This is a genomic window from Chromohalobacter sarecensis, assembly GCF_023061135.1.
GTDB classification, from domain to species: Bacteria; Pseudomonadota; Gammaproteobacteria; order Pseudomonadales; family Halomonadaceae; genus Chromohalobacter; species Chromohalobacter sarecensis.
In genome coordinates, this window is record NZ_JAKGAN010000002.1 from 421,451 (window position 1) to 443,828 (window position 22,378).

Here is a 22,378-nt window from a genome sequence, read left to right on the forward strand (position 1 = left end):
AAAGGTTCCTGTTAGCGACGAATCGATTAGGCGATCGTGCACAGTCTACGGGTGCGGTGGGCAAGAATTAAGGAAGGATCATGCAAAAACACCCGATGCGAGTGCATCGGGTGTTCGAGGCAGAGGTCATGTCGACGCAGGCGTCGTCATGCCTTGCGACGTGCCGGTGCGTCATGGGCAACGTAGTAATCGACCTCGGCAGGCGGCAGCGGATCGCGTCCGCGCACCTTGTCGGCCATTTTCTCGGCGATCATGATCGTCGGCGCGTTGAGGTTGCCGGTGGCGATCACGGGCATGATCGAGGCATCGATGACACGCAGTCCTTCGAGGCCGTGCACGCGTCCCGCGCCGTCGACGACGGCCATCTCATCATTGGCACTGCCCATCTTGCAGGTGCCGGCGGGATGGTAGGCGGTCTCGGCATGCTGGCGCACGAACTCGTCGAGTTGCTCGTCACTCTGGATCTCCGGCCCGGGCGAGATTTCGCGCCCACGGTATTCGTCCATCGTCGGCTGCTCGATGATTTCGCGGGTGAGGCGAATGGCGTCGCGAAACTCCTGCCAGTCTTTGTCGTGGGCCATGTAGTTGAACAGGATGCTGGGCGCAGCCTTGGGGTCGCGCGAGGTCAGACGAATGCGGCCACGGCTCATGGAGCGCATCGAGCCGACGTGGGCCTGAAAGCCATGGGCCTGCACCGCGCTCTTGCCGTTGTAGCTGATGGCGATCGGCAAGAAGTGGTACTGCAGGTTGGGCCATTCTTCCTGGTCGTTGGTGCGAATGAAGCCGGCCGCCTCAAACTGGTTGCTGGCGCCGACACCCTTGCCGAAGAACAGCCATTCGGCACCGATCTTGGGCTGGTTGTACCACTTGAGCGCCGGGTACAGTGAAATGGGCTTCTTGCACTCGTATTGGATGTACATTTCCAGGTGATCCTGGAGATTTTCGCCGACGCCGGGTAGCGCGTGTACCACGGGAACGTCGAATTCCTTGAGGTGCTCGGGGTTACCCACGCCGGAGCGTAGCAATATCTGCGGCGAGGCGATGGCGCCTCCGCACAACAGCACCTCGCGGCGTGCGTGGGCCTTCTGCGTCTGGTCCTTGCGTGCGTAGCGCACGCCCACGGCACGCTTGCCCTCGAATTCGATAATATCGGTGGTGGCATGCGTTTCGATGGTCAGGTTGGAACGCTGCTTGGCGATATCCAGGTAGCCGCGCGCCGTGGACGCCCGCCGCCCGTTGGGCGTGGTGGTACGGTCCATGGGACCGAAGCCTTCCTGCTGATAGCCGTTGACATCCTCGGTGGCCGGATAGCCGGCCTCGATGCCCGCGCGGATGAAGGCGCCGTAGAGCTCGTTGTTGTCTTGCTTGGGGGTGGCTACCGAGACCGGGCCATCGCCGCCATGATAATCGTTGGGCCCGATGTCGCGTGTCTCGGCACGCTTGAAGTAGGGCAGGCATTGCAGATAGTTCCAATCTTCCAGGCCGGGAATCTTGGCCCAGTTGTCGTAATCCAGGGCGTTGCCGCGTAGATAGCACATGCCGTTGATCAGCGAGGAACCGCCGAGCCCTTTACCGCGCCCGCACTCCATGCGGCGGCCGTTCATGTAGGGTTCGGGATCGGTCTCGAACGCCCAGTTATAGCGCTTGCCTTGCAGCGGAAAGGCAAGCGCTGCGGGCATCTGCGTGCGGAAGTCGAAGCGATAGTCGGGACCGCCGGCCTCGAGCAGCAATACCTGCACGTCGGGGTCTTCGGTGAGTCGCGTGGCGAGGACGTTACCGGCAGAGCCAGCACCGATGATGATGTAATCGAATTCACGGGTCTGAGGCATGGGACCTCCCTGGGCAATGACAAAAAGAGCACGGTGGAAGATGAGCCTTTCCGGCGACAAGTCTGCGCGAGGGCGCTGTAAACTCTTCCATGGGCGCTACATCCGCCATCCATGGCGGATGACCCTCGCTTCGTCTTATCCCCGGCGCTCATCTCGCGAATAGCGCCAAGTAGCGATCAGAACGCCGACTCGAAGGGCCCCATTTCGATCTGCACTGACTTGATCTGGGTGTACTGATCGAGCGATGAGAGTCCGTTTTCGCGGCCGATGCCCGATTCCTTGTAACCGCCCACCGGCATTTCCGCCGGGGAATCACCCCAGGTGTTGATCCAGCAGATGCCGGCCTGCAGACGATGGATGACGCGATGCGCGCGGTTCAGGCTTTCGCTGAACAGCCCGGCAGCGAGGCCGTAGCCGGTGTCGTTGGCGCGGCGAATGACCTCTTCCTCGTCGTCGAAGACCAGGATCGCCATCACCGGGCCGAAGATTTCCTCGCGTACGATGCGCATGTCGTCGCCACAGTCGGTGAACACCGTCGGCGCAGCCCAGGCGCCCTGTGCCCATTCGCCCTGGTTCCAGCGCCCGCCGCCGACCAGCAGCCGCGCGCCTTCCTGGGCGCCAAGATCGATATAGCTCTGCACCTTTTCCTGGTGTTCGAAGCTGACCAGCGGGCCGAAGTTGACCGCCGGGTCGAGCGGGTCGCCGGCCTTGATGCGCTCCACACGCTCCTTGATCTTGGCTTCGAAGTCCTGCTGCACCGAGCGGTGGATGAAGACGCGCGTGCCGTTGGTGCAGACCTGACCGCTGGAATAGAAGTTGGCCATCATCGCGGCGTCGGCGGCACGCTCGAGATCGGCGTCCTCGAAGACGATCAACGGCGATTTGCCACCCAGCTCCATGGTGACTTCCTTGAGCGTCGAGCTCGCGGCGGCGGACATGACCTTCTTGCCGGTGCCAGCTTCGCCGGTGAAGGTGATCTTGTCGATGTCAGCGTGGTTGGTGAGCATCTGCCCGACGCGCCCATCGCCCTGGACGACATTGAATACGCCATCCGGGAGGCCGGCTTCGGTCAAGATTTCCGCCAGTTTCAGGGTGGTCAGCGGGGTGACCTCGCTGGGCTTGAAGACCACGGCGTTACCTGCCGCCAGCGCCGGTGCGGACTTCCAGCAGGCGATCTGGAGGGGGTAGTTCCAGGCGCCGATGGCACCGATGACGCCCAGCGGTTCGCGGCGCGTGTAGAAGAACGAGTCCTCGCGCAGCGGCACCTGAGTGCCTTCGATGGAGGGTGCCAGGTTGGCGTAGTACTCCAGCGAGTCGGTGCCGGTGACGATATCCACGGCTTGCGTTTCGCTGATCGGCTTTCCGGTATCCAGCGTTTCCAGGTGAGCCAGTTCGTCGTTGCGTTCGCGCAGCATCGCGACGGCGCGATGCAGGATGCGGCTGCGTTCCATGCCGTTCATCGCCGCCCACACGCGCTGTCCTTCACGGGCCGAGGCGACGGCACGGTCGACATCGTCCTGAGAGGCTTGCTGGATGCTGGCGAGCACGCTGCCATCGGCCGGATTGATCGTGTCGAATGTCTCGCCGGATGTGGCATCGACGAAGCGACCGCCGATGTAGAGCTTCTGAGTCTCGAAAGTGGCCATTGGGTCCTCCCGTATCGTGAATGTTTCGTGAATGAAAAGTCTCGAGGCCTGGCGTCTCAGGCGTGGCTCGGTGTTCGCGATGTGGTGTGAGCGAGTTGCTCTTCCACATAGTCATAGGCCAGTTGCCGCGCTCGGTCGACATCGATGCCTTCTGGCGCCAGCGCGCCGCGCAGCCAGAGCCCATCGATCATCGCGGCCAGGCCGCGGGCTGCCTGCTGTGCGTCGGGTCGTGGCAGGCAGCGTTGAAAATGGTGACAGATGTTCGAATACAGTCGCCGGTCATTGACGCGCTGCAAGCGCTGCAGATCGAGACGATGCATGCTGACCGACCAGAAGGCCAGCCAGGTCTTCATGACGGTTTTGTTGACCTGACTGCGGTCGAAGTTGCCATCGATGATGGCATGCAGGTGCTGGCGTGGGGACTCGACATCGTCTCGGGCACGACGCTGTGCGACGGCGTTGCCAAGATCCCAGAGAATCTGACGCATGGTCGATTCGAGCAACCCGTCCTTGCCGCCGAAATAGTGGCTGATGATGCCCGCCGAAACGCCGGCGCGCTTGGCGATTTGTGCGATAGTGGCATCTGCCAGGCCGACGTCGTCGATGGCTTCCAGCGTCGCTTGAATCAGTTGGCGGCGGCGAATGGGTTGCATACCGAGCTTGGGCACCGAGCATTCTCCTTTGCTGACGTTCGGGGTAGTCTGCTTGCGTACCTCATCAGCTACCCGCGTCGACTCATTATGGAATGTTTTTATTGAACGTTCAATCAATAAAAAATCCGCTATCTTTCCATGGTAAATGAAATCCATAGTGGAAAAGAATCACCGAATTCATTTAGCATAAAAAAACGTTATTGAATCGTCATTCAATTCCAACATCAACGCAAGGGAGAATCCCATGTCCAATAAGACCCCACTGATCGCGCTGCTGGGCAGTGCCACGTTGCTTTCGCCGCTGGCCATGGCCGATACGCCAGAGGAGTGCCAGCCCGTGCGCTTCGCCGAAGTCGGCTGGACGGATATCACCGCCACCACCGCATTGACGCGTGAGGTGCTCGAAGGGCTGGGGTATGAAACGACGTCTGATACCGTTTCCGTGCCCGTGGCCTACGCGGGTATGAAGAATGGCGACTTCGACGTATTCCTGGGCAACTGGATGCCGTCGATGGCGTCGATCAGCGACGAGTACATCGACAAAGGCCAAGTCGATCGACTGGGCGCGAACCTCGAGGGCGCCAAGTACACCTTGGCGGTACCGCAGTACGTCTATGATGCCGGTGTTACCTCGGTGGAAGACCTGGACGATCATGCCGACCAGTTCGGTAGCCGTCTGTATGGCATCGAAGCCGGCAACGATGGCAACGAAATCATCCAGCAGATGATCAGTGACGATGCCTTCGGTCTGGGCGACTGGGACCTGATCGATTCTTCCGAATCGGGCATGCTTGCCGAGCTCAATTCTAGAACCCAGAACGAAGAGTGGATGGTGTTCCTCGGCTGGGAGCCGCACCCCATGAACACCAACTATGACATGGCCTACCTGAAGGATGCCGATGATTACTTCGGACCTGATCTGGGCGGTGCCACCGTGTATACCAATACCCGTGCCGATTACGCCGAGACATGCGGCAACGTGGGCGAGTTGCTCAATAACTTGAGCTTCACCCTGTCCATGGAAAACGAAATCATGGGCGCGATCATGGATGATGGTGAAGATCCGCGCGACGCTGCTCGGACCTGGCTCCAGGACAATCCTGACGTGCTCGACGAGTGGCTCGATGGCGTGACCACCGTCGATGGCCAGTCCGGTCTGGATGCCGTGAAGCGCGAGCTCGACATCGACGCCTAAGTGTCGCACCTTGTCATTGCCATGGGCTTGCCAAGCGGCAGGCCCATGTGCATAATTCGCCTCCGTCGCTAAGCGTTCCTGCTATGCGATATGTGGCTACGTAGCTCAGTTGGTTAGAGCACATCACTCATAATGATGGGGTCCCCTGTTCGAGTCAGGGCGTAGCCACCACTTCTCTTCCCGCAAGTCCCGCTAGATTTCCTGTTTGTTTAGCAGAACCTTTTTGCCTGATGCGTATCGTTGGCGACTTCCTGCTGTGTTTTGCATGCCGCAGAACGTGATGCGCTGCCATGTCCGTGTGGCATGCCGCGTCCTTGTCGGCGGAGCTCATCGCCACCGTGAGTTTGCTGGGAGCGGCCACCTTGCGAATCACTGCAATCTTTGTCCGGGACGCCAGGTCGCTGTTTCAAGAGAGGAATGAGCGTGGGCTGAAGCGCCGCTCTGGGTAACGAATTCATTTCCAGCCTTGACGCCCTCGATCGAATCCGTATACTACGCCGCGTGCTCCGGCATAGTTCCCCGATAGCTCAGTTGGTAGAGCAAATGACTGTTAATCATTGGGTCGCAGGTTCGAGTCCTGCTCGGGGAGCCAACACCAGATCGCACTCGGCGATCCCCGATAGCTCAGTTGGTAGAGCAAATGACTGTTAATCATTGGGTCACAGGTTCGAGTCCTGTTCGGGGAGCCAATTTCCCGCCGAGTCACATCGCTGATATTCCCCGATAGCTCAGTTGGTAGAGCAAATGACTGTTAATCATTGGGTCACAGGTTCGAGTCCTGTTCGGGGAGCCAGGCGAGGCTACATATCTCATTAGCGCGCATTATTGACTGTCTCGGTCGCCCCTTCCTCGCGCGGTGTCATTTCTTTCTGCAGTGATTTCAATAAGCGTCGCATTTCCGGATGGTGGAAAAAATCCTCCAGCTGTTTCGCACGCGTTTCTCCAATACCTGAATAACCTTGCCAAGCGGATGACGCCCATCGTGTGAGCTCACGCACGTCGTGTCGTGCGAGTATCGCCTCGAGGGCTCCCTGCGGGATGGCGGGGAGTCCTAGCGCGCGCAGCCAGCGGCGAGGGGAGCGTTTATCGGCCGCTGCGAAGCGTGCTTGCCAGTCACGGGCGGTCTTGTTGCCGACGCCGGGTAGCGCCTCGAGGGTTCGGGAATCTAGCGTGCGCCAGTCGAGAAGCCCCTCTATGAGCCCGGCATCGACGAGTTGCCCCCATGTGGCCGAGCCGATGCCTTCGAAGTCCAGGCCGTTGTCGCTTCCCAGCCATTCGAGCCGAGCGAGGAATTGTTCGCGACACCGCAGTGTCAGGCGTAGACATGACAGGCGGTCGTAACGGTCGGCGTCGGGCACCGTGATCGGAGGACGCGGTCGCGTGCGTATGACCACGTCCTGGAGTTGCGGGATGGTCAGACCCGCTAGACGCAGCCTGACTTGATCGCCGGGACGCACGTCCGTCTTGCGCCAATGCGCTAGCGAGCCAAGGCTCACATGGGTGATGCGCTTGTCGCCAAGCATGACCGGCGTCAATGTGGCGACGGCGGTGATGCGCCCGGTGCGGCCCACCGTGAAGTCGAGGGCATCGACGTGGGCGACTGCCTGTTGGGCGGGGTATTTCCAGGCCATGGCCCAGTCGGGAGGCGCGGCCTCCCACTCGTGTCCGTCGGGACGGTCGCCACGCTTGACGACGATGCCGTCGGTGGCGAAGGGCAGGGCGTGGCGATACCAGTATTCGCGCCAATGGGCGACATCTTCCGGCGTGGTGACGGTGTGCGTGGTATCGGCGACATTGTCGAATCCCCAGTCGGCAAGCGTGGCAAGTCGCGCGGGCATGGTGGCGGGCCCGTCAGGCCAGCTCCAGACGAACAGGCCTATCTCCTCGCCCTGGCGATCTGTCAGTGAATTGCGCGCCATCAGTCCGGCGACCCGGGCGCGTGCACCGTCGATCCCATCGCGGGATTGCGTGTGGGCGTCGCGGCGTGCATAGAGCTCGCCTTGCAAAATGACGCTTGAGGGTGCCGTGTCGGGAAGCTTCAAAGGGATCGCCGGGATATGCGATGCCTTGGCAAGCCAGTCTTGCCCGCTGACGCCGTCCCCTCGACTGATCGCCGCGACCAGCCGAGATTGCCGATACACCAGGGTTACGGCGACACCGTCGACCTTGGGCTGTATCCACAGTGGATGGCGTGCCCGCTGGGTGATCCAGCGTGCCACCGCGTCACGGTCGGGCAGCTTGTTGACGCCCGTCTGCGGGATCGGGTGGCGTTGAGAGCCGTCGGGTTCATGCAAGGCGACGCGTGAGGCAGCCAAGGAAGGAAAGCAGCGAGTCCAACGGGCGAGTTGGCGCTTGGCGGAGTCGTAGGTGCCGTCGTCGACCAGGCGTCGTCCCTGATGATAGTAGGCCTGGTCCCAGCGCATGAGCTGGGCATTCAGTGCCCGGTAATCTTCCTGAGGTGGCTGTTGAGGACACGTCGAGGCCAATACCGGAGTGCTCATGGCGAGGGCATAGGCAATGAGGCCCCACAGGAGGCAGCGTCCCGAGAGACAGGACTTGCAGAGTGGCAGGAATGAAGTGATGCGGAAGGAACAACAGAGGGCTGGCATAAAGGATTCAATGTCCTATAATATTGTATTTAACTAATATAATATAAGAACGATGACAAAAGCCAACGCCGCTGGCGTCAAATAATGCCGCCGGCGTAGGCCGGCGGCGTAACGTTTACTGCGTCTTTTTCAGATGGGCATAGTCGAGCAGGATTTCCGCTGCTTCGACGACTTGCGCGCGATCGACCGGCTTGTCGTCTTCCTCCTCGTCTTCTGAGCCGTCACTCTCGCTCTCGCGGGCATCGGTCCATTCTTCGAGCTGGTCGAGCCCCAGCGCCTTGCGGCGTTGATTCTCCAGTGAGAGTTGCTCAGCCTCTTGAGCGTCCATCTCCCGTTGGCGCTGCTCGCGATTCAAGCTGATGCTGGTCCGCTGTTCCTTGAGTTGCTTGACCAGCTTGGCCTCGCGTTCGAGATAGACGAAGTTGGGATTCTGCTCGGCGCGTTCGTCATGCTCTTTCTGCAGCGTGTCGAGATAGCGTTGCGGCTCACCATATCGACGGTACTGAACGGAGCGTACCTTGTCCCAAGGCAGGGCATTGTCGAGTGCGCTTTCCCCGATGTCGTCATTGCTGATGAGGCTGGGGAAGGTGAGGTCCGGTTCGACACCGCGCAGTTGGGTGCTCTCGCCCGTGATGCGGTAGAACTTGGCACGGGTCAGCTTGATCTGACCATGGCTGAGCTCATTGAGCGTCTGCACGGTTCCCTTGCCGAAGGTCTGGTTGCCGACCACCAGGCCGCGTCCGTAATCCTGGATCGCGCCAGCGAAGATTTCTGAAGCGGATGCCGAAAGACGGTTGACCAGTACGGTCAGCGGACCGTCGTAGTGAGAACCGCGGTCGGAGTCGCCGTAGAGGTTGATACGACCACGGGCGTCGCGCACTTGCACGGTGGGGCCACGGTCGATGAAGAGGCCGATCAGCGAGTTGGCCTCCTGCAGGGCGCCGCCGCCGTTATTGCGCAGGTCCAGAACGATACCCTCGACGTTTTCCTGCTTGAGCTTGTCGATCTCCTTGGCGACATCCCGCGTGCTGCTGCGGTAGTCGCTGTCACCGGCCTGCCAAGCATCGAAATCGACATAGAAGGTGGGTACATCGATCACGCCGACCTTGTGGTCCTCGCCATCGCGGGTCACGGTCACGACCTCGCTCTTGGCGGCCTGATCCTCGAGCTTGACGGTATCGCGGGTGATGCGAACCGTGTGCGTACGCGTCACGTCGACCGCCTTGGCGGGGATGACGTCGAGACGCACGGTCGAGCCCTTGGGGCCACGAATCAGGTCGACGACCTCGTCGAGGCGCATGCCCACGACATTGACCATCTCGCCATCCTCGTCTTGCCCCACCGCGACGATACGGTCGGCGGGCTCCAGGGCGTCGCCCTTGTCGGCGGGGCCGCCGGGTACCAGGCTCGACACCTTGACGTATTCGCCTTCGCTTTGCAGCAGCGCACCGATACCTTCGAGCGAGAGCTTCATCTGGATATCGAAGGATTCGCTTTGGCTGGGCGAAAGGTATTCGGTATGCGGGTCGACGGTGCCGGTGACGGCATTGAGAAACAGCACCAGAACGTCTTCGGCATTGGTCTGTTCGACGCGCGAGAGCTGATTTTCGTAACGGTCGCGCAGCGTCTCAGTGATGTCCTCGGCGTCATCTTCATCCGGGGCACTGAGAGATTGGGTCAGCGCGGCATTCTTGAGGCGCTTTCCCCAGAGCTGATCGAGGGCTTCCTGGTTCTTCGCCCAGGCTTCGTCTTCACGGTCCAGCGCCAGACGCTCGTTGCCTTGATAGTCGAAAGCGATGCCGTCGTCGAGACGGTCGATCATCCATTTAAGGCGTGCTTCCAGACGCTCTTGGTAGCGAGCGTAGAGTTCATAGACGCGTTCCAGTTTCCCCTCGTCGAGCGCCTCGTCGAACGAAGAATCGAGATCATGGAAGTCCTTTACGTCACGTGACAGCAAGTAGGCGCGTTGGGGGTCCAGTACATCGAGGTAGCGCTGAAACGCTCTCGAAGACCACTCATCGTCCAGATTGATATCGGCGTAATATCCATATCGCAGCGATTCAGCGACTTCTGCCGCTGCTTGCCGCTGTTCGTCGGTGGGTGTCGGGGCATCGGCCAATGCCGGGGCACAAACCACCAGCCACAGTGACAAGATCGCCGCGCGCCGAGCGGCTGCAAACAGGCTCATTAATCAAGCACTCCCGGTTTCATGTACACTCTCGTTCCCAGATTGCCGGTCCCTTGAGTTGAGTTTTCTCAGACCGGACTGGCATTGTAGCAGTCTGTATCATCCGCCACAGACACTTCTCCGAGGACGCCATGGCTCACGCCCCCACTCTTGACCGCTTGTTACATTTTCTCGAACGTTCTCCCACGCCCTGGCATGCCGTCGACAACATGGCCAGGCGACTCGAGCAAGCGGGATACCGGCGCCTCGAGGAAACCGAGGCGTGGCAGCTGGCGCCCGGCGATCGCTTTTACGTCACCCGCAATGATTCGTCGTTGATCGCTATGCAGGTGCCGGAAGAGACCCTGGGCGGGTTGCGCATGATCGGCGCGCATACCGATAGCCCGGGGCTGCGTCTCAAGCCTCAGCCGGTGGTCACCGGCAGCGACTGGCTTCAACTGAGCGTCGAGGTCTACGGCGGTGCGTTGTTGGCGCCCTGGTTCGACCGAGATTTGGGGCTGGCCGGGCGTGTTCATGTACGGCGTGAGGATGGGCGACTGCAGGGCGTATTATTGCACGTTGATCGCCCCGTCGCGATCATCCCCAGCCTGGCGATTCATCTCGACCGGGAGGCCAATAACGGGCGTACGCTGAATGCCCAGACGCAGATGCTACCGGTCATGCTGCAAGGCGGTAGCGAGCCCGATCTGGAGAAGTGGCTCAAGCGCTGGTTGTATGAGCAGCATGGCCTGGAAAACGTCCAACTGATGGATTATGAACTCGCTCTTTACGATATGCAGCGGCCGTCGCGTGTGGGAATCGAGGGCGAGCTGATTGCCAGCGCACGCCTCGATAACCTGCTGTCGTGCTTCATCGGTATCGAAGCGCTGTTGGCCAGTGATGGTCGGCAGGGCGCGGTCTTCGTCGCCAATGACCACGAAGAAGTGGGCAGTGCCAGTACCAGCGGCGCCCAGGGCCCGTTTCTGGGGGACGTGCTGCGCCGTGTGCATGCCCAGTTGGGCGAAGGCGGCGAAGAAGGCTGGGTGCGATTAATTCAGCGCTCGCGGATGATTTCCTGCGACAACGCCCACGCCCTGCACCCCAACTTCCCCGAGAAGCACGATGCTCACCATGGCCCGACGATCAACGGCGGTCCGGTGATCAAGGTCAACGCCAATCAGCGCTATGCGACCAATAGTGCTACTGCGGCGATGTTTCGGGATATCTGTCGCGAGGCGGGAGCGCCGGTCCAGACATTCGTCACACGCGCTGACATGGGATGCGGTAGCACCATCGGGCCGATCACCGCTACCGAACTCGGGGTGCCGACGCTAGATGTAGGCGTGCCACAGTGGGGGATGCACTCGATTCGCGAAACCGCCGGCAGCCGTGACGCCGACTATCTGATTCGTGCGTTGACTGTGTACGTTAATCGCGCAGAATTGAACTAGGCGCTTGCTTCGATCACGGAAACACGAAAAAGCCCGCCGACACGAATGTCGGCGGGCTTTTTTATATCTTGGTGGCTACGCCCTGACTCGAACAGGGGACCCCATCATTATGAGTGATGTGCTCTAACCAACTGAGCTACGTAGCCGTCCAGTGCGGGCGTATACTACGTATAACTCCCTGATGTGTCAAACGTTCGTCGTCATGAGGCCGCTTGGCGATTCCGTGAGACGCCTAGACATTGAAGCGGAAATGCACGACATCCCCGTCGACGACGATGTAATCCTTACCTTCCAGACGCCATTTGCCCGCATCCTTGGCGCCTTGCTCGCCACCGAGCGTCACGAAGTCGTCATAGCCGACCACTTCGGCGCGGATGAAGCCCTTCTGGAAATCGGTATGAATCGCGCCGGCGGCTTCCGGGGCGGTGGCCCCAATCGGTGTGGTCCAGGCGCGGACCTCCTTGACCCCAGCGGTGAAATACGTCTGCAGGCCGAGCAGGGCATAACCGGCGCGGATGACCCGGTCGAGGCCAGGTTCTTGCATGCCCATCTCATCGAGGAAGATGCTGCGTTCCTCTTCATCGAGCTCGGCGATCTCGGCTTCGATCTGGTTGCATACCGGTACCACCACGGCGCCTTCCTCGGCGGCGATTTCGTGAACGGTGTCGAGATAGGGGTTGTTCTCGAAGCCGTCCTCGTTGACGTTGGCGATGTACATGGTGGGTTTCAGGGTCAAGAAGCCGAAGCTCTTGAGCTGGCGTTGTTCGTCGTCATCGAGGCCGAAACTGCGTAGCGGCTGGCCCTCGGCCAGATGGGGCAGGATACGGTCGAGGATGGCCTTGGTGGCGATGGCTTCTTTGTCACCGCCCTTGACGACGCGCGCGAGGCGTTGGATGGCGCGCTCTACGGTATCCAGATCGGCAAGCGCAAGTTCGAGATTGATGGTCTCGATGTCGGTCTTGGGGTCGACCTGATTGGCAACGTGAATGACGTTGTCGTTATCGAAGCAACGCACCACGTGGGCGATGGCTTGGGTTTCGCGGATATTGGCCAGAAACTGGTTGCCCAGCCCTTCGCCTTTCGAGGCGCCCGCGACAAGCCCGGCGATGTCCACGAACTCCATGGTCGTCGGTATGACTTTCTGCGGTTTGACGATGGCCGCAAGTTTATCCAGACGCGGGTCCGGCATGGGCACGATGCCGACGTTGGGTTCGATGGTGCAGAAAGGGAAATTTTCGGCGTCGATTCCCGACTTGGTCAAGGCATTGAACAGCGTGGATTTGCCGACATTGGGAAGGCCGACGATACCGCAATTGAAACCCATGGGATCTTCCTGAATCGTATGCGAAAGGACGTGATTAACGTGGCCTGCATTCTACCGATGTGGCGGGTGTGGGGCTATGGGCGCGAGGCGGCTGTCGAAAAGAAGCCGTGATTAGCCGTTGAAACTATGCAGGCGATTCATAGCGCTTGCCCAGTCACCGGCGGCAACATCGGGGAGAGTACGCAGGCATTCCTCGATGGCAGCATCGATGGCGGAGCGTTCCGTCTTGCCAGGGCGCCCGAGGACATAGTGGGTGACTTGCTTGGCCGAGCCTGGATGGCCGATACCAACACGCAAGCGATGAAAGGATTTGTCGTTGCCCAGGGCGCTGGCGATGTCGCGCAAGCCGTTATGACCACCATGGCCGCCGCCGTGCTTGTAGCGTGCCGTGCCCGGTGCAATATCCAGTTCGTCGTGGGCGACGAGAAGCTCGTCGGGGGAGAGCTTGAAGAACTGGCAAAGCGCGCCGACAGCCTTGCCGCTGAGGTTCATGTAGGTGTTGGGCACCAATAAATGAAGCTCATGACCGGCGTAATGAACTTTGGCGTATTGGCCAAGGAACTTACGCTCGTTGCGTAGCGGGGTCAGGCTGTCGCGCGCCAGGGCTTCAACGACCCAGGCGCCCGCATTGTGTCGCGTGCCATCATATTCGGAGCCTGGATTGCCCAGGCCGATAATCGCTTTGACGTGACTCATGCGGGCCCCTGGAAAACCGATTACTCGGTCTTTTCGCCGTTTTCAGCGGCAGTGTCGTCGCCGCCTTCCTCATCTTCGTCTTGCTCTACGGTGCCACGCGTTGGGCGCGTGATGCTGACGACGCCGAAGTCATGCTCTTCCCCATGAGCCAGGTCGACCAGGGAAACGCCTTCCGGCAACGTCAGGTCCGATAGATGCAAGGTATCGCCAAGTTCCAAGGCGCTGACATCGACTTCCAGATATTCCGGCAAATCCTTGGGTAGGCAGTCGACCAACACGTCGGTTGTCATGACGTGCAGGACGCCGTCCTGTTCCTTGATGCCTTTGCAGTTTTCTTCACCGAGCACGTGCAGCGGCACGTGGATAGTCATGGTATGCGTGGCATCGACGCGCATGAAGTCGGCATGCGTGACCAGCGCCTTGTACGGGTGGCGCTGGATATCACGGATGATGACCTGCTCCGACTTGCCTTCGAGATCGATGTTGATCACGGAAGAGAAGAAGGCCTCATCCTCGATGGCCTTGTAAAAGGCAGGCTTGTCGAGAGTGATCGGCTGCGGCGTCTTGTCACCACCGTAGATTATGGCGGCGACTTTCTGGTTCTCACGACGCAGGCGGCGGCTCGCACCTTTCCCCAGCTCGTGACGAACCTTGGCGGATAGAGTGAATTGGGACATTGATTGTCACCTCATAGGTTATGTAAGGAAAGCGGCACCGTCCGCGACCAGACGATGCCGATTCCGTGAGGGCCTCGCGGCCCGCGTATCCGTGCACGCTCTCTGTGGCTTATTGCCTCAGTGGAACATGGCACTGACGGATTCTTCGTTACTGACGCGGCGAATGGCTTCCGCGATCAGACCGGCGACCGAGAGTTGGCGGATTCTACCACTACGTGAAGCCGTCTCGGAGAGCGGAATGGTATCGGCCACGACGAGCTCGTCAAGTACCGAGCCGACGATATTGTCGACGGCCGGTCCGGACAGGATAGGGTGCGTCGCGTAGGCGACGACACGCCGAGCACCATGGCCCTTGAGCGCTTCGGCCGCTTTGCACAAGGTGCCAGCGGTATCGACCATGTCATCGACCACCACACAGGTACGATCCTGAATCTCGCCGATGATATGCATGACCTGGGCTTGGTTGGCCTGCGGACGACGCTTGTCGATGATCGCTAGATCGGCGTTGAGTTGCTTGGCGATGGCGCGTGCGCGAACCACGCCGCCGACATCGGGGGAGACCACGACGAGGTCGTCGTAGTTCTGGCGTTCGATGTCATCGAGCAGGATCGGCGAGCCATAGACGTTGTCGACGGGGACGTCGAAAAAGCCCTGAATCTGATCGGCATGCAAATCCATGGTCATGACGCGGTCGACGCCGGCCTTGACCATCATGTCGGCGACCAGCTTGGCCGAAATAGGCACGCGTGCAGAGCGCACTCGACGGTCTTGGCGGGCATATCCGAAGTACGGTACGACGGCGGTGATTCGCGTAGCGGAAGCACGGCGCAGTGCATCCACCATGAGAATCAACTCCATCAGGTTGTCGTTGGTCGGTGCGCAGGTGGACTGCAATACGAAGACGTCCTTGCCGCGAACGTTTTCATTGATCTCGACCGCGATTTCACCATCGCTGAATTGACCGACGGTTGCATGGCCCAGCCGGTTGTCGAGGCTTTCGGCCACCTTGCGGGCGAGTTCGGGATTGGCATTTCCCGCGAACACCATCAATTTAGACACGCGCAGCCACCTTTGGAGTCTTGAGGGATCTCGGAGTGGGATTCGTCGGGCGCTCTGAGAAATTGGCTGGGGTACCAGGATTCGAACCTGGGAATGTCGGTACCAGAAACCGGTGCCTTACCACTTGGCTATACCCCAGCAACTCATCGACTCGTCGTTTTGTGTGTCGTATTGCCCACATAGAACACGATGCCGATATCAGGCGTCCCCGTATTAGCTCATGAGCGACATTTCATCGTGAATGTCGAGAGCGTCGTGGAGGGGAGATGTGTTGCAGCCGCGTGCCTTGAATGCATGCCAATGGCTATCAACACGGTGCAAAATCCTATCGGCTTGTTGCTCACTCGTCAAGGGACAAAATAGACAGCTGCCTGTCCCCGTCAGCATGGCTGGGCCGAAAGCCGATAACCAGTCGAGCGCTTGCGCGATCTTTGGCGACAAGCGTTTTACCGCTGCTTCGCAGTCATTGCGCCAGACGCGACCCTGTTCGGCTTCCCCTCGCAGTGCGCGCGCCATACTAATCGGCGGGGTGTTGCGTGTCAATTCAGGGTGGCCGAACACGGCAGGCGTTGACACTTCCACCCCGGGGTGAAGAACCACGAACCATGGGGTCTCGAGCGTCACGGGCGTCAGGCGCTCGCCAATGCCTTCCGCCCAGGCGCTACGGCCGTGTACGAAGACCGGCACATCGGCGCCCAGCGACAGGCCCAGCTCGGCCAAGCGTGGAAGTCCCAGTGAGAGTGACCAGAGTCGGTCGAGTGCGAGCAGGGTGGTGGCCGCATCCGAGCTACCGCCGCCCAGGCCGCCGCCCAGGGGGAGACGTTTTTCCAGATGGATGTCCGCGCCTAGCGACGTGCCGCTTTCATGCTGCAGCAGGCGTGCGGCGCGCACGATGAGGTTGGCCTCGTGATCGACGCCCGCCACCGCAGGATGAAGCTGGATGGCTCCGTCCTCGCGCGTGGTGAAATGTAGCGTGTCGCTGTGGTCGAGGAACTGGAACAGCGTCTGCAGCTCGTGATAACCGTCGGCTCGCCGGCCGACGATGTGCAGCATGCGGTTGAGCTTGGCGGGTGCAGGCAGGCTGAGTCGTGCGTTCATGAATCGGACACGGTATCCCATTGATTGACGACGAGCGTGGCGCGTAGATCGCCGTAGGTCATGACCAGTCGACGCGGCAGCCATAAGTCGTCGGTACGCGTCCAGTCACGATACTCGATCGTCCAGCCAAGCTGCTGCAGACGCTGGGGGAAGTCCAGGTCGTCGTGTTCGAGGCGTTCGCTGGCGTCGGGAGTAGGCAGGCCGCGCACCCAGTAATCGAGCGCGGAAATGGGCAGCGACCAGCCTAACTGTTGTTCCATCAAGGCTTCTGGTGTCTCGGCGTCGAAGCGCCCCTCGCCGTTGGTCAATGTGACTTTCCCGGGTAGCCCTTTCAACAGGGTACGGCCGGCGCCGAAGGGACCGCTGATCAGGATGCGGTAGGTATCGGGGCGCTGCTGCCAGTCGATATTGGCGCTTTCGGAACCTTCATTGGTGCGCAGCCCGACCTTGCCGGCGAGGCTCCAGGATTCCAATGCCTGCAGGCGCTCGGCTTGAGCGTCCCAATCGCCACGTTCACGGGCTTGGTCGGGGCCGGGTGCCTGGCTGGCGCAACCTGCCAGCATGACGATGAGCAGTAGTCCGAGCCAGGCGCGAGGCGCGGCACAAGCAGGACGAAGGCGCAATGAGAAAGGATGGATCATGAGCTGGCTTCCGTGTCGCGGGTCGAGTCCGGATCGACGTGGCTATCTGCTGCATCGTCATCGTCGGCCGGGATGAGTTCGGGGTGTCGACGCAGTAAGTCATCGATCAGCGGGTGTGGCGAAAAGCGCTGTAGCGCGTCTTCCAGCAGGGCGCGTGCCTGGTCGGCGCGTCCGGTGGCGGCGAGCACCTCGGCAAGGTGAGCGGCTACTTCTTGGTCGGGTTGGCCACGATAGGCTTCGCGCAAATAAGGGAGCGCTTCTTGCGCGCGGTCGAGATGAAAATAGACCCAGCCGAGGCTGTCGAGGATGGCAGGGCTATCGGGTTCGAGGCGATGGGCCTTTTCGATTAGCGGCAAGGCGTCCTGATGGCGGCTCATGTCGTTGCTCAGCGTATAGCCGAGGGCATTGAGTGCTTCGGCGTTATCGGGCTCGCGTTCGATGATCGTGCGCAGATCGACTTCCATGGTATCAAGATCGCCGCGGTGATAGGCGCGCATGGCGTGCTGGAAGCGTAGCTCGGTGACGTCGGGCGTCTTGGCGATGGCGTCGTCGAGCAGTTCATCGGCGCGGGCGCGTTGATCCTGAGCGTCGAGGACGTCGAGCTCGAGGCGCAGCAGGGCGACGCGTTGCTCGGGATGACGCAATCGTTCGATGCGTAAAAACGCGCTGGCGTCCTGTGCCCGGTCCGCGCCGACCAGCATCTTGGCGGCCTGTGCGCGTGCCTCGATGAAACCGTCGCCGCTGGGTACTTGGCGATAATAAAGCAGGGCGTTGTCGATTTCGCCGGCTTGCTCGGCAATGCTACCCAGCATCAGATAGGCGGCCGTAGGCGTGTCTTCTCGGTCGAGCAGGGGAAGAAGAATACGCCTGGCGCCATCGGGATGCGCGGCATCGAGATACAGCTGGGCGAGCGCCAAGCGTAGCGGTGCGGTGTCATCATGGTGAGCAAGCAAGCGCTCGACATCCTCGTCGGCGGCGTCGATATCGCCATCCGCGAGGCGCGCCTGCGCTTGGGTCAGGCGTAGGCGGCTGTCGTCGGGAAAGCGTTCGAGCCCTTGCTGGGCATAGCGCCGGGCATCATCCAAGGCGCCATTGTGCAGGGCGATCATGCTGCGCGTCAGCCATACCTCGGCGGGCGCCTCCGCGCTGTCGGCCAGGCGCTCGAGGCGTGCGTCGGCGGCTTCGGTGTCGCCGTTCGCCGCCTCGAGCTGGGCGGTGGCTAGCTGGGCATCGAGATGATCGGGGTGGCGCTCGACGAAATCATGCAAAGGTGGCAGGAGCGGGGTGACGTCGGCATCGTTCTCGATGGCGAGCTCAGCCAGCGCGGCAAGGTCCGCCTCGGGCTCCTGGTCGGCAATGCGCAAGCGCTGGGCCAGGGCGGTTTCCCAATCGCCACGTTGTACCGCAAGACTGGAGAGGACGTGGCGCGGCGTAGTGGCATCGTCATCGAGTTGTTGCCAGCGCAGTGCGGTGCGTTCGAGCAGGGTACTGTCGTCGGCGTAGCGCGCCGCGAGGGTGGCACGCTCGGCCAGGACGGGCGATGCGTAGCGTTCGTTGACTTCGAGATAGCCCTCGGCAGCACGTCGGTAATCGCCACGTTGCCCCGCGAATTCGGCAAGCAGCAACGATGAAAGACCATCGGCGTCGAAGCCGCTGGTCACCGGTGGTGCGTTTTCCATGGGGTCATCGAGCGGGATGGCGTCGGGCGATGTCGGAGCGTTTTGGCAGCCCGTCAGCAGCAACGCCAGGACGGAAGCCAGGGTCAAGCGTATGCGCATGCCACCCTCGAATGTGCGTTTGAAAGTATCAGCATACCGGCTCGATCAGGGCTGGCAAAGCATCAGGCACTGGAAACCTCGCGCTGCGCGGCAACTTGCCGCCCCATGCCCAAATGTCTCAGTCCTGTGCTAGGATATCGATCCTGCAGCGGGCGGGGCTGGTATTCCGGCTTCGTCACCCCCACATTGTCCGCCGCGCCCGAATGCAAAGGCCGGACGCTGCCGATAGACCGATGTGATGACCGTGATTTCATGACGCTTCTCGCCCTGGGGATCAACCACAAGACAGCGACCATCGAGGTTCGCGAGCAGGTCGCTTTTACGCCGACCGAGCTGGCGGGCGCGTTGGTCGAACTCAAATCGCTGCCCGGCGTCAACGAAGCGGCGGTGCTGTCGACCTGTAATCGTACCGAGCTCTATTGCGTTACCGACGCTCAGGGCGAGCGTTCGGTGCTCGACTGGTTGGGACGCTTCCACGGGTTGCCGTCCGAGACCCTGATGCAAAGCGCCTATCATTATCTCGATGGCGAGGCCGCTCGTCATTTGATGCGCGTGGCGGCGGGGCTCGACTCCATGGTGCTGGGCGAGCCGCAGATCCTGGGCCAGCTCAAAGAGGCCTACCAGCTCGCGCGCGACAACGCTGGATTGGGCGGCGAGCTGGAACGGCTTTTCCAGCATACCTTCTCCGTGACCAAGCAGGTGCGCAGCGAAACCGGCATCGGCGAAAACCCGGTGTCGGTGGCTTATGCGGCCGTCAGTCTGGCGAGTCATATCTTCGATGATTTCGGACGCGCTCGCGCACTGTTGATCGGCGCGGGCGAAACCGTCGAACTGGTCGCGCGGCACCTGCGTGAAGCGGGCATTCGTGGGCTGACCGTCGCCAACCGTACCCGTGAGCGCGCCGAGACTTTGGCCAATGCCTTCGATGCCGAGGCGATTTCACTGGGAGAGATTCCCCAGGCGCTGGCACAGGCCGATATCGTTATCTCCTCCACGGCAAGCCCGCTGCCTATTCTCGGCAAGGGAATGGTCGAGAGCGCACTGAAAAAGCGCCGCCATCGCCCCATGTTCATGGTCGATATCGCCGTGCCTCGCGATATCGAGTCCCAGGTCGGCGAGCTGGACGATGTCTTCTTGTACAGCGTCGATGACTTGCAAGAAGTGATCGAGGAAAACCGTAAGCAGCGTGCCGTTGCCGCGGCCCAAGCCGAGTCTCTGATCGAGCACGGTATCCAGCATTGGCAGCGTGAGCGCCGCGTGCGTGGCGCCGGCGATTTGATTCGCCGCTACCGTGAGCAGGGCGAGGCGCTGCGTGAAGAAGCCGAGCGTCAAGCGCTGGCGCAACTCGCCCGCGGCGAAGATCCCCAGAAAGTCCTGCAACGGCTGTCGCGTCAACTGACCAATAAATTGCTGCATGGCCCGACGCTACGCATACGCGAAGCGTCGGGCGAAGAGCAGCACGATATCCTCCAGGCGGCCGATACCTTGCTGATCGACCCGGCCGCATCGACACAGGACCCTGCATGAAAGCGACTCTGCGCACACGTCTCGACGCCTTTCAGGAACGCTTCGAAGAACTCGCCGCCTTGCTGGCAGAGCCCGACGTGATCGCCGATCAGGCACGCTTTCGCGATTACTCACGCGAATATGCCGAGCTCGAGCCTTTGATCGAGACCTGGCGAGTCTATCGGCGTACCGAGGGTGATATCGAGGCGGCCGAGCAGATGCGCGAGGATAGTGACCCGGAAATGCGCGAACTGGCGGAGGAGGAGTCGCGTCTGGCGCAGGCGCGACTCGAAGAGCTGGATGCCGACGTCAAGCAGCTCCTGGTGCCCAAGGATCCTGACGATGGCAGCAACGTGTTTCTCGAGATCCGTGCCGGGACTGGCGGTGACGAGGCGGCGCTATTCGCCGGTGACCTGTTTCGCATGTATTCGCGTTATGCCGAACACCAGGGCTGGCGAATCGAGGTGATCAACGTCAGTCACGGCGAGCAAGGTGGCTACAAGGAAATGATCGCCCGGGTGCGTGGCGATAACGTCTATGCGCGGCTCAAGTTCGAGTCCGGCGCGCACCGCGTGCAGCGAGTCCCGGCCACCGAATCCCAGGGACGTATCCATACCTCGGCGTGTACCGTGGCGGTCATGCCCGAAGCATCCGCCGTCGGCGATGTGGAGGTCAACAGCAATGATCTGCGTGTGGATACGTTCCGTTCCAGCGGCGCCGGCGGGCAGCACGTCAATACCACGGACTCGGCGATTCGCATCACGCACTTGCCGACCGGCGTGGTGGTGGAGTGCCAGGAAGAACGTAGCCAGCACAAGAATCGCGCCAAGGCGATGGCGTTTCTGGCGGCGCGCCTCAAGCAGTCTGCGGTGGACGCGCAGCGCCAGGAGCAGGCCGATACACGCCGCTCGCTGGTCGGTTCGGGCGATCGTAGCGAGCGTATCCGTACCTACAATTTCCCCCAGGGGCGCATCACCGATCATCGCATCAATTTGACCCTCTACAAGCTGGGTGACGTGATGACGGGGCAGCTCGATGAAGTGATCAAGCCCTTGATTCATGAGTACCAGGCCGAGCAGCTCTCGGCGCTGCAGACGGCCTGATGACCTACGATACCTTGCTGGCGCGCGCTGCGCGGCGGTTGCAGGCGGCGGGCAGTGACTCGCCGCGTCTGGATGCCGAGGTGCTGATGATGCACGCGGCCTCGGTGACACGCACCTGGCTATATACCTGGGGCGACCGCGAACTTGTCGGCGTGCCCCGGGCACGTTTCGAGGCGCTGGTGGCGGCGCGGGCGCTGGGTCATCCCGTGGCGTATCTCATCGGCGAACGCGAGTTCTGGGGGCTGCGTCTACGTGTCGATGCGTCGACCCTGATTCCGCGGCCCGATACCGAGTGCCTGGTCGCAATACTGTTGGCGAAGATGCCGCATGGACCCGGGAAAGCGCTCGATCTGGGCACGGGAACGGGCGCCGTTGCCCTGGCGCTCGCCGCCGAGCGGCCGACATGGCACGTCACCGGCGTCGACCGGGAAGTGGCAGCCGTGGCCGTGGCTCAAGATAATGCCCGACGCCTGGGAATCACCAACACCTCCTTTCTCGTCAGCGACTGGTTCGCAGCACTGGAGGGGATGACCTTCGACGTAATTGCCGCCAATCCGCCTTATATCGCCGAGGATGATCCACATCTCGCGCAGGGCGATGTACGCTTCGAGCCGCGCACGGCGCTGGTGGCGAACGATGCCGGTCTGGCCGATTTGCGTCATCTGGCGGTGGCTGCGCGCGCGCATCTCGCGGTGGGTGGCTGGTTGGCCCTGGAGCATGGTTGGGAGCAGGCATCGCGGGTACGTGAAGCGCTCGTAAGGGCCGGATATGAGGACGTCGTCAGCGAGACCGATCTAGGCGCGCGTGAACGTCTGACGCTGGGGCGCGCACCGACACAAATGGGGGGTAAACATTGACTGCGGTAAACAACACCGCTGGCCGCCTGGAGACGCGGGCAGTGGTTATGGTAGTAATACGTCTCGCATCGATGCCCCAGCTTCTGGAT

General features: G+C 61.2%; 17 protein-coding genes and 6 tRNA genes. 9 read left to right on the forward strand and 14 right to left on the reverse strand.

Features of this window, described 5'->3' with window-relative positions; all coding sequences use genetic code 11:
• Positions 1-146: 146 nt before the first annotated feature.
• From betA to betI, 3 genes are all read right to left on the reverse strand, one after another.
• Positions 147-1,829 (reverse strand): choline dehydrogenase, encoded by a 1,683-nt coding sequence (betA, locus tag L1071_RS04815; RefSeq protein WP_246969370.1) that lies wholly within the window; start codon positions 1,827-1,829, stop codon positions 147-149.
• Positions 1,830-2,005: 176 nt separating this feature from the next.
• Entirely contained in the window at positions 2,006-3,475 is a 1,470-nt protein-coding gene (betB, locus tag L1071_RS04820; RefSeq protein ID WP_246969372.1) for a betaine-aldehyde dehydrogenase, read from the reverse strand.
• 56 nt (positions 3,476-3,531) lie between these two features.
• Positions 3,532-4,143: a transcriptional regulator BetI gene (betI, locus tag L1071_RS04825; RefSeq protein ID WP_246969375.1), complete on the reverse strand. Its 612-nt coding sequence runs from the start codon at positions 4,141-4,143 to the stop codon at positions 3,532-3,534.
• A 229-nt stretch (positions 4,144-4,372) separates the two neighbouring features.
• On the opposite strand from betI, the gene L1071_RS04830 reads away from it, so the two are divergent.
• The 5 genes from L1071_RS04830 to L1071_RS04850 all read left to right on the forward strand — a co-directional run bounded on the left by L1071_RS04830 (position 4,373) and on the right by L1071_RS04850 (position 6,116).
• A complete protein-coding gene (locus L1071_RS04830; protein ID WP_246969378.1) occupies positions 4,373-5,323 on the forward strand; it encodes a choline ABC transporter substrate-binding protein in 951 nt (316 codons plus the stop codon).
• 94 nt (positions 5,324-5,417) lie between these two features.
• Positions 5,418-5,494 (forward strand) — tRNA-Met (locus L1071_RS04835).
• 345 nt (positions 5,495-5,839) lie between these two features.
• Positions 5,840-5,915 (forward strand) — tRNA-Asn (locus L1071_RS04840).
• Between the two features lie 21 nt (positions 5,916-5,936).
• Positions 5,937-6,012: transfer RNA gene (locus tag L1071_RS04845), tRNA-Asn, on the forward strand.
• 28 nt (positions 6,013-6,040) lie between these two features.
• Positions 6,041-6,116: transfer RNA gene (locus tag L1071_RS04850), tRNA-Asn, on the forward strand.
• Positions 6,117-6,135: 19 nt separating this feature from the next.
• Here L1071_RS04850 and ligB read toward each other — a convergent pair.
• Positions 6,136-7,824 carry an NAD-dependent DNA ligase LigB gene (gene ligB, locus L1071_RS04855; protein ID WP_246969380.1) on the reverse strand — a complete coding sequence of 563 codons (1,689 nt, stop codon included), beginning with the start codon at positions 7,822-7,824 and terminating at the stop codon, positions 6,136-6,138.
• Between the two features lie 223 nt (positions 7,825-8,047).
• Positions 8,048-10,120 (reverse strand): carboxy terminal-processing peptidase, encoded by a 2,073-nt coding sequence (locus L1071_RS04860; protein WP_246969382.1) that lies wholly within the window; start codon positions 10,118-10,120, stop codon positions 8,048-8,050.
• 131 nt (positions 10,121-10,251) lie between these two features.
• Between L1071_RS04860 and L1071_RS04865 the strand changes: the two genes are divergently transcribed.
• Entirely contained in the window at positions 10,252-11,550 is a 1,299-nt protein-coding gene (locus tag L1071_RS04865) for a M18 family aminopeptidase (RefSeq protein WP_246969384.1), read from the forward strand.
• A 69-nt stretch (positions 11,551-11,619) separates the two neighbouring features.
• Here the strand turns inward: L1071_RS04865 and L1071_RS04870 are convergent.
• The 9 genes from L1071_RS04870 to L1071_RS04910 all read right to left on the reverse strand — a co-directional run bounded on the left by L1071_RS04870 (position 11,620) and on the right by L1071_RS04910 (position 18,823).
• Positions 11,620-11,696: transfer RNA gene (locus tag L1071_RS04870), tRNA-Met, on the reverse strand.
• Between the two features lie 86 nt (positions 11,697-11,782).
• Entirely contained in the window at positions 11,783-12,874 is a 1,092-nt protein-coding gene (gene ychF, locus L1071_RS04875; RefSeq protein WP_246969386.1) for a redox-regulated ATPase YchF, read from the reverse strand.
• 111 nt (positions 12,875-12,985) lie between these two features.
• A complete protein-coding gene (pth, locus tag L1071_RS04880) occupies positions 12,986-13,570 on the reverse strand; it encodes an aminoacyl-tRNA hydrolase (protein ID WP_246969388.1) in 585 nt (194 codons plus the stop codon).
• A 20-nt stretch (positions 13,571-13,590) separates the two neighbouring features.
• On the reverse strand, positions 13,591-14,247 hold the full coding sequence (locus tag L1071_RS04885; RefSeq protein WP_246969391.1) for a 50S ribosomal protein L25/general stress protein Ctc: 657 nt from the start codon (positions 14,245-14,247) through the stop codon (positions 13,591-13,593).
• 117 nt (positions 14,248-14,364) lie between these two features.
• Positions 14,365-15,306 carry a ribose-phosphate pyrophosphokinase gene (locus L1071_RS04890; protein ID WP_175575845.1) on the reverse strand — a complete coding sequence of 314 codons (942 nt, stop codon included), beginning with the start codon at positions 15,304-15,306 and terminating at the stop codon, positions 14,365-14,367.
• A 63-nt stretch (positions 15,307-15,369) separates the two neighbouring features.
• Positions 15,370-15,444, reverse strand: a tRNA-Gln gene (locus tag L1071_RS04895).
• Between the two features lie 75 nt (positions 15,445-15,519).
• Positions 15,520-16,404, reverse strand: a complete 885-nt coding sequence (gene ispE / locus L1071_RS04900) for a 4-(cytidine 5'-diphospho)-2-C-methyl-D-erythritol kinase (protein WP_246969394.1) — start codon at positions 16,402-16,404, stop codon at positions 15,520-15,522.
• The gene (gene lolB, locus L1071_RS04905; RefSeq protein WP_246969397.1) at positions 16,401-17,045 is read right to left on the reverse strand and encodes a lipoprotein insertase outer membrane protein LolB; all 645 of its coding nucleotides are present in this window, start codon (positions 17,043-17,045) and stop codon (positions 16,401-16,403) included. Before lolB ends, ispE begins: the two co-directional genes overlap by 4 nt.
• On the reverse strand, positions 17,042-18,823 hold the full coding sequence (locus L1071_RS04910; protein WP_246969399.1) for a tetratricopeptide repeat protein: 1,782 nt from the start codon (positions 18,821-18,823) through the stop codon (positions 17,042-17,044). Before L1071_RS04910 ends, lolB begins: the two co-directional genes overlap by 4 nt.
• 252 nt (positions 18,824-19,075) lie before the next feature.
• Here L1071_RS04910 and hemA point away from each other — a divergent pair, with 252 nt between their 5' ends.
• Genes hemA through prmC form a run of 3 tightly spaced genes read left to right on the forward strand, consistent with a single transcriptional unit; the run spans position 19,076 to position 22,289 of the window.
• A complete protein-coding gene (hemA, locus tag L1071_RS04915) occupies positions 19,076-20,350 on the forward strand; it encodes a glutamyl-tRNA reductase (protein ID WP_246969402.1) in 1,275 nt (424 codons plus the stop codon).
• A complete protein-coding gene (gene prfA / locus L1071_RS04920; protein WP_246969405.1) occupies positions 20,347-21,432 on the forward strand; it encodes a peptide chain release factor 1 in 1,086 nt (361 codons plus the stop codon). Before hemA ends, prfA begins: the two co-directional genes overlap by 4 nt.
• Positions 21,432-22,289: a peptide chain release factor N(5)-glutamine methyltransferase gene (prmC, locus tag L1071_RS04925; protein WP_246969409.1), complete on the forward strand. Its 858-nt coding sequence runs from the start codon at positions 21,432-21,434 to the stop codon at positions 22,287-22,289. Before prfA ends, prmC begins: the two co-directional genes overlap by 1 nt.
• Positions 22,290-22,378 lie beyond the last annotated feature (89 nt).

Bases quoted from the DNA above. Each gene is read 5' to 3' on its own strand.
- betA (WP_246969370.1), bottom strand. From the start codon at position 1,829: ATGCCTCAGACCCGTGAATTCGATTACATCATCATCGGTGCTGGCTCT.
- betB (WP_246969372.1), bottom strand. From the start codon at position 3,475: ATGGCCACTTTCGAGACTCAGAAGCTCTACATCGGCGGTCGCTTCGTC.
- L1071_RS04830 (WP_246969378.1), top strand. From the start codon at position 4,373: ATGTCCAATAAGACCCCACTGATCGCGCTGCTGGGCAGTGCCACGTTG.
- ligB (WP_246969380.1), bottom strand. From the start codon at position 7,824: ATGAGCACTCCGGTATTGGCCTCGACGTGTCCTCAACAGCCACCTCAG.
- L1071_RS04860 (WP_246969382.1), bottom strand. From the start codon at position 10,120: ATGAGCCTGTTTGCAGCCGCTCGGCGCGCGGCGATCTTGTCACTGTGG.
- L1071_RS04865 (WP_246969384.1), top strand. From the start codon at position 10,252: ATGGCTCACGCCCCCACTCTTGACCGCTTGTTACATTTTCTCGAACGT.
- ychF (WP_246969386.1), bottom strand. From the start codon at position 12,874: ATGGGTTTCAATTGCGGTATCGTCGGCCTTCCCAATGTCGGCAAATCC.
- pth (WP_246969388.1), bottom strand. From the start codon at position 13,570: ATGAGTCACGTCAAAGCGATTATCGGCCTGGGCAATCCAGGCTCCGAA.
- L1071_RS04885 (WP_246969391.1), bottom strand. From the start codon at position 14,247: ATGTCCCAATTCACTCTATCCGCCAAGGTTCGTCACGAGCTGGGGAAA.
- ispE (WP_246969394.1), bottom strand. From the start codon at position 16,404: ATGAACGCACGACTCAGCCTGCCTGCACCCGCCAAGCTCAACCGCATG.
- lolB (WP_246969397.1), bottom strand. From the start codon at position 17,045: ATGATCCATCCTTTCTCATTGCGCCTTCGTCCTGCTTGTGCCGCGCCT.
- L1071_RS04910 (WP_246969399.1), bottom strand. From the start codon at position 18,823: ATGCGCATACGCTTGACCCTGGCTTCCGTCCTGGCGTTGCTGCTGACG.
- hemA (WP_246969402.1), top strand. From the start codon at position 19,076: ATGACGCTTCTCGCCCTGGGGATCAACCACAAGACAGCGACCATCGAG.
- prfA (WP_246969405.1), top strand. From the start codon at position 20,347: ATGAAAGCGACTCTGCGCACACGTCTCGACGCCTTTCAGGAACGCTTC.
- prmC (WP_246969409.1), top strand. From the start codon at position 21,432: ATGACCTACGATACCTTGCTGGCGCGCGCTGCGCGGCGGTTGCAGGCG.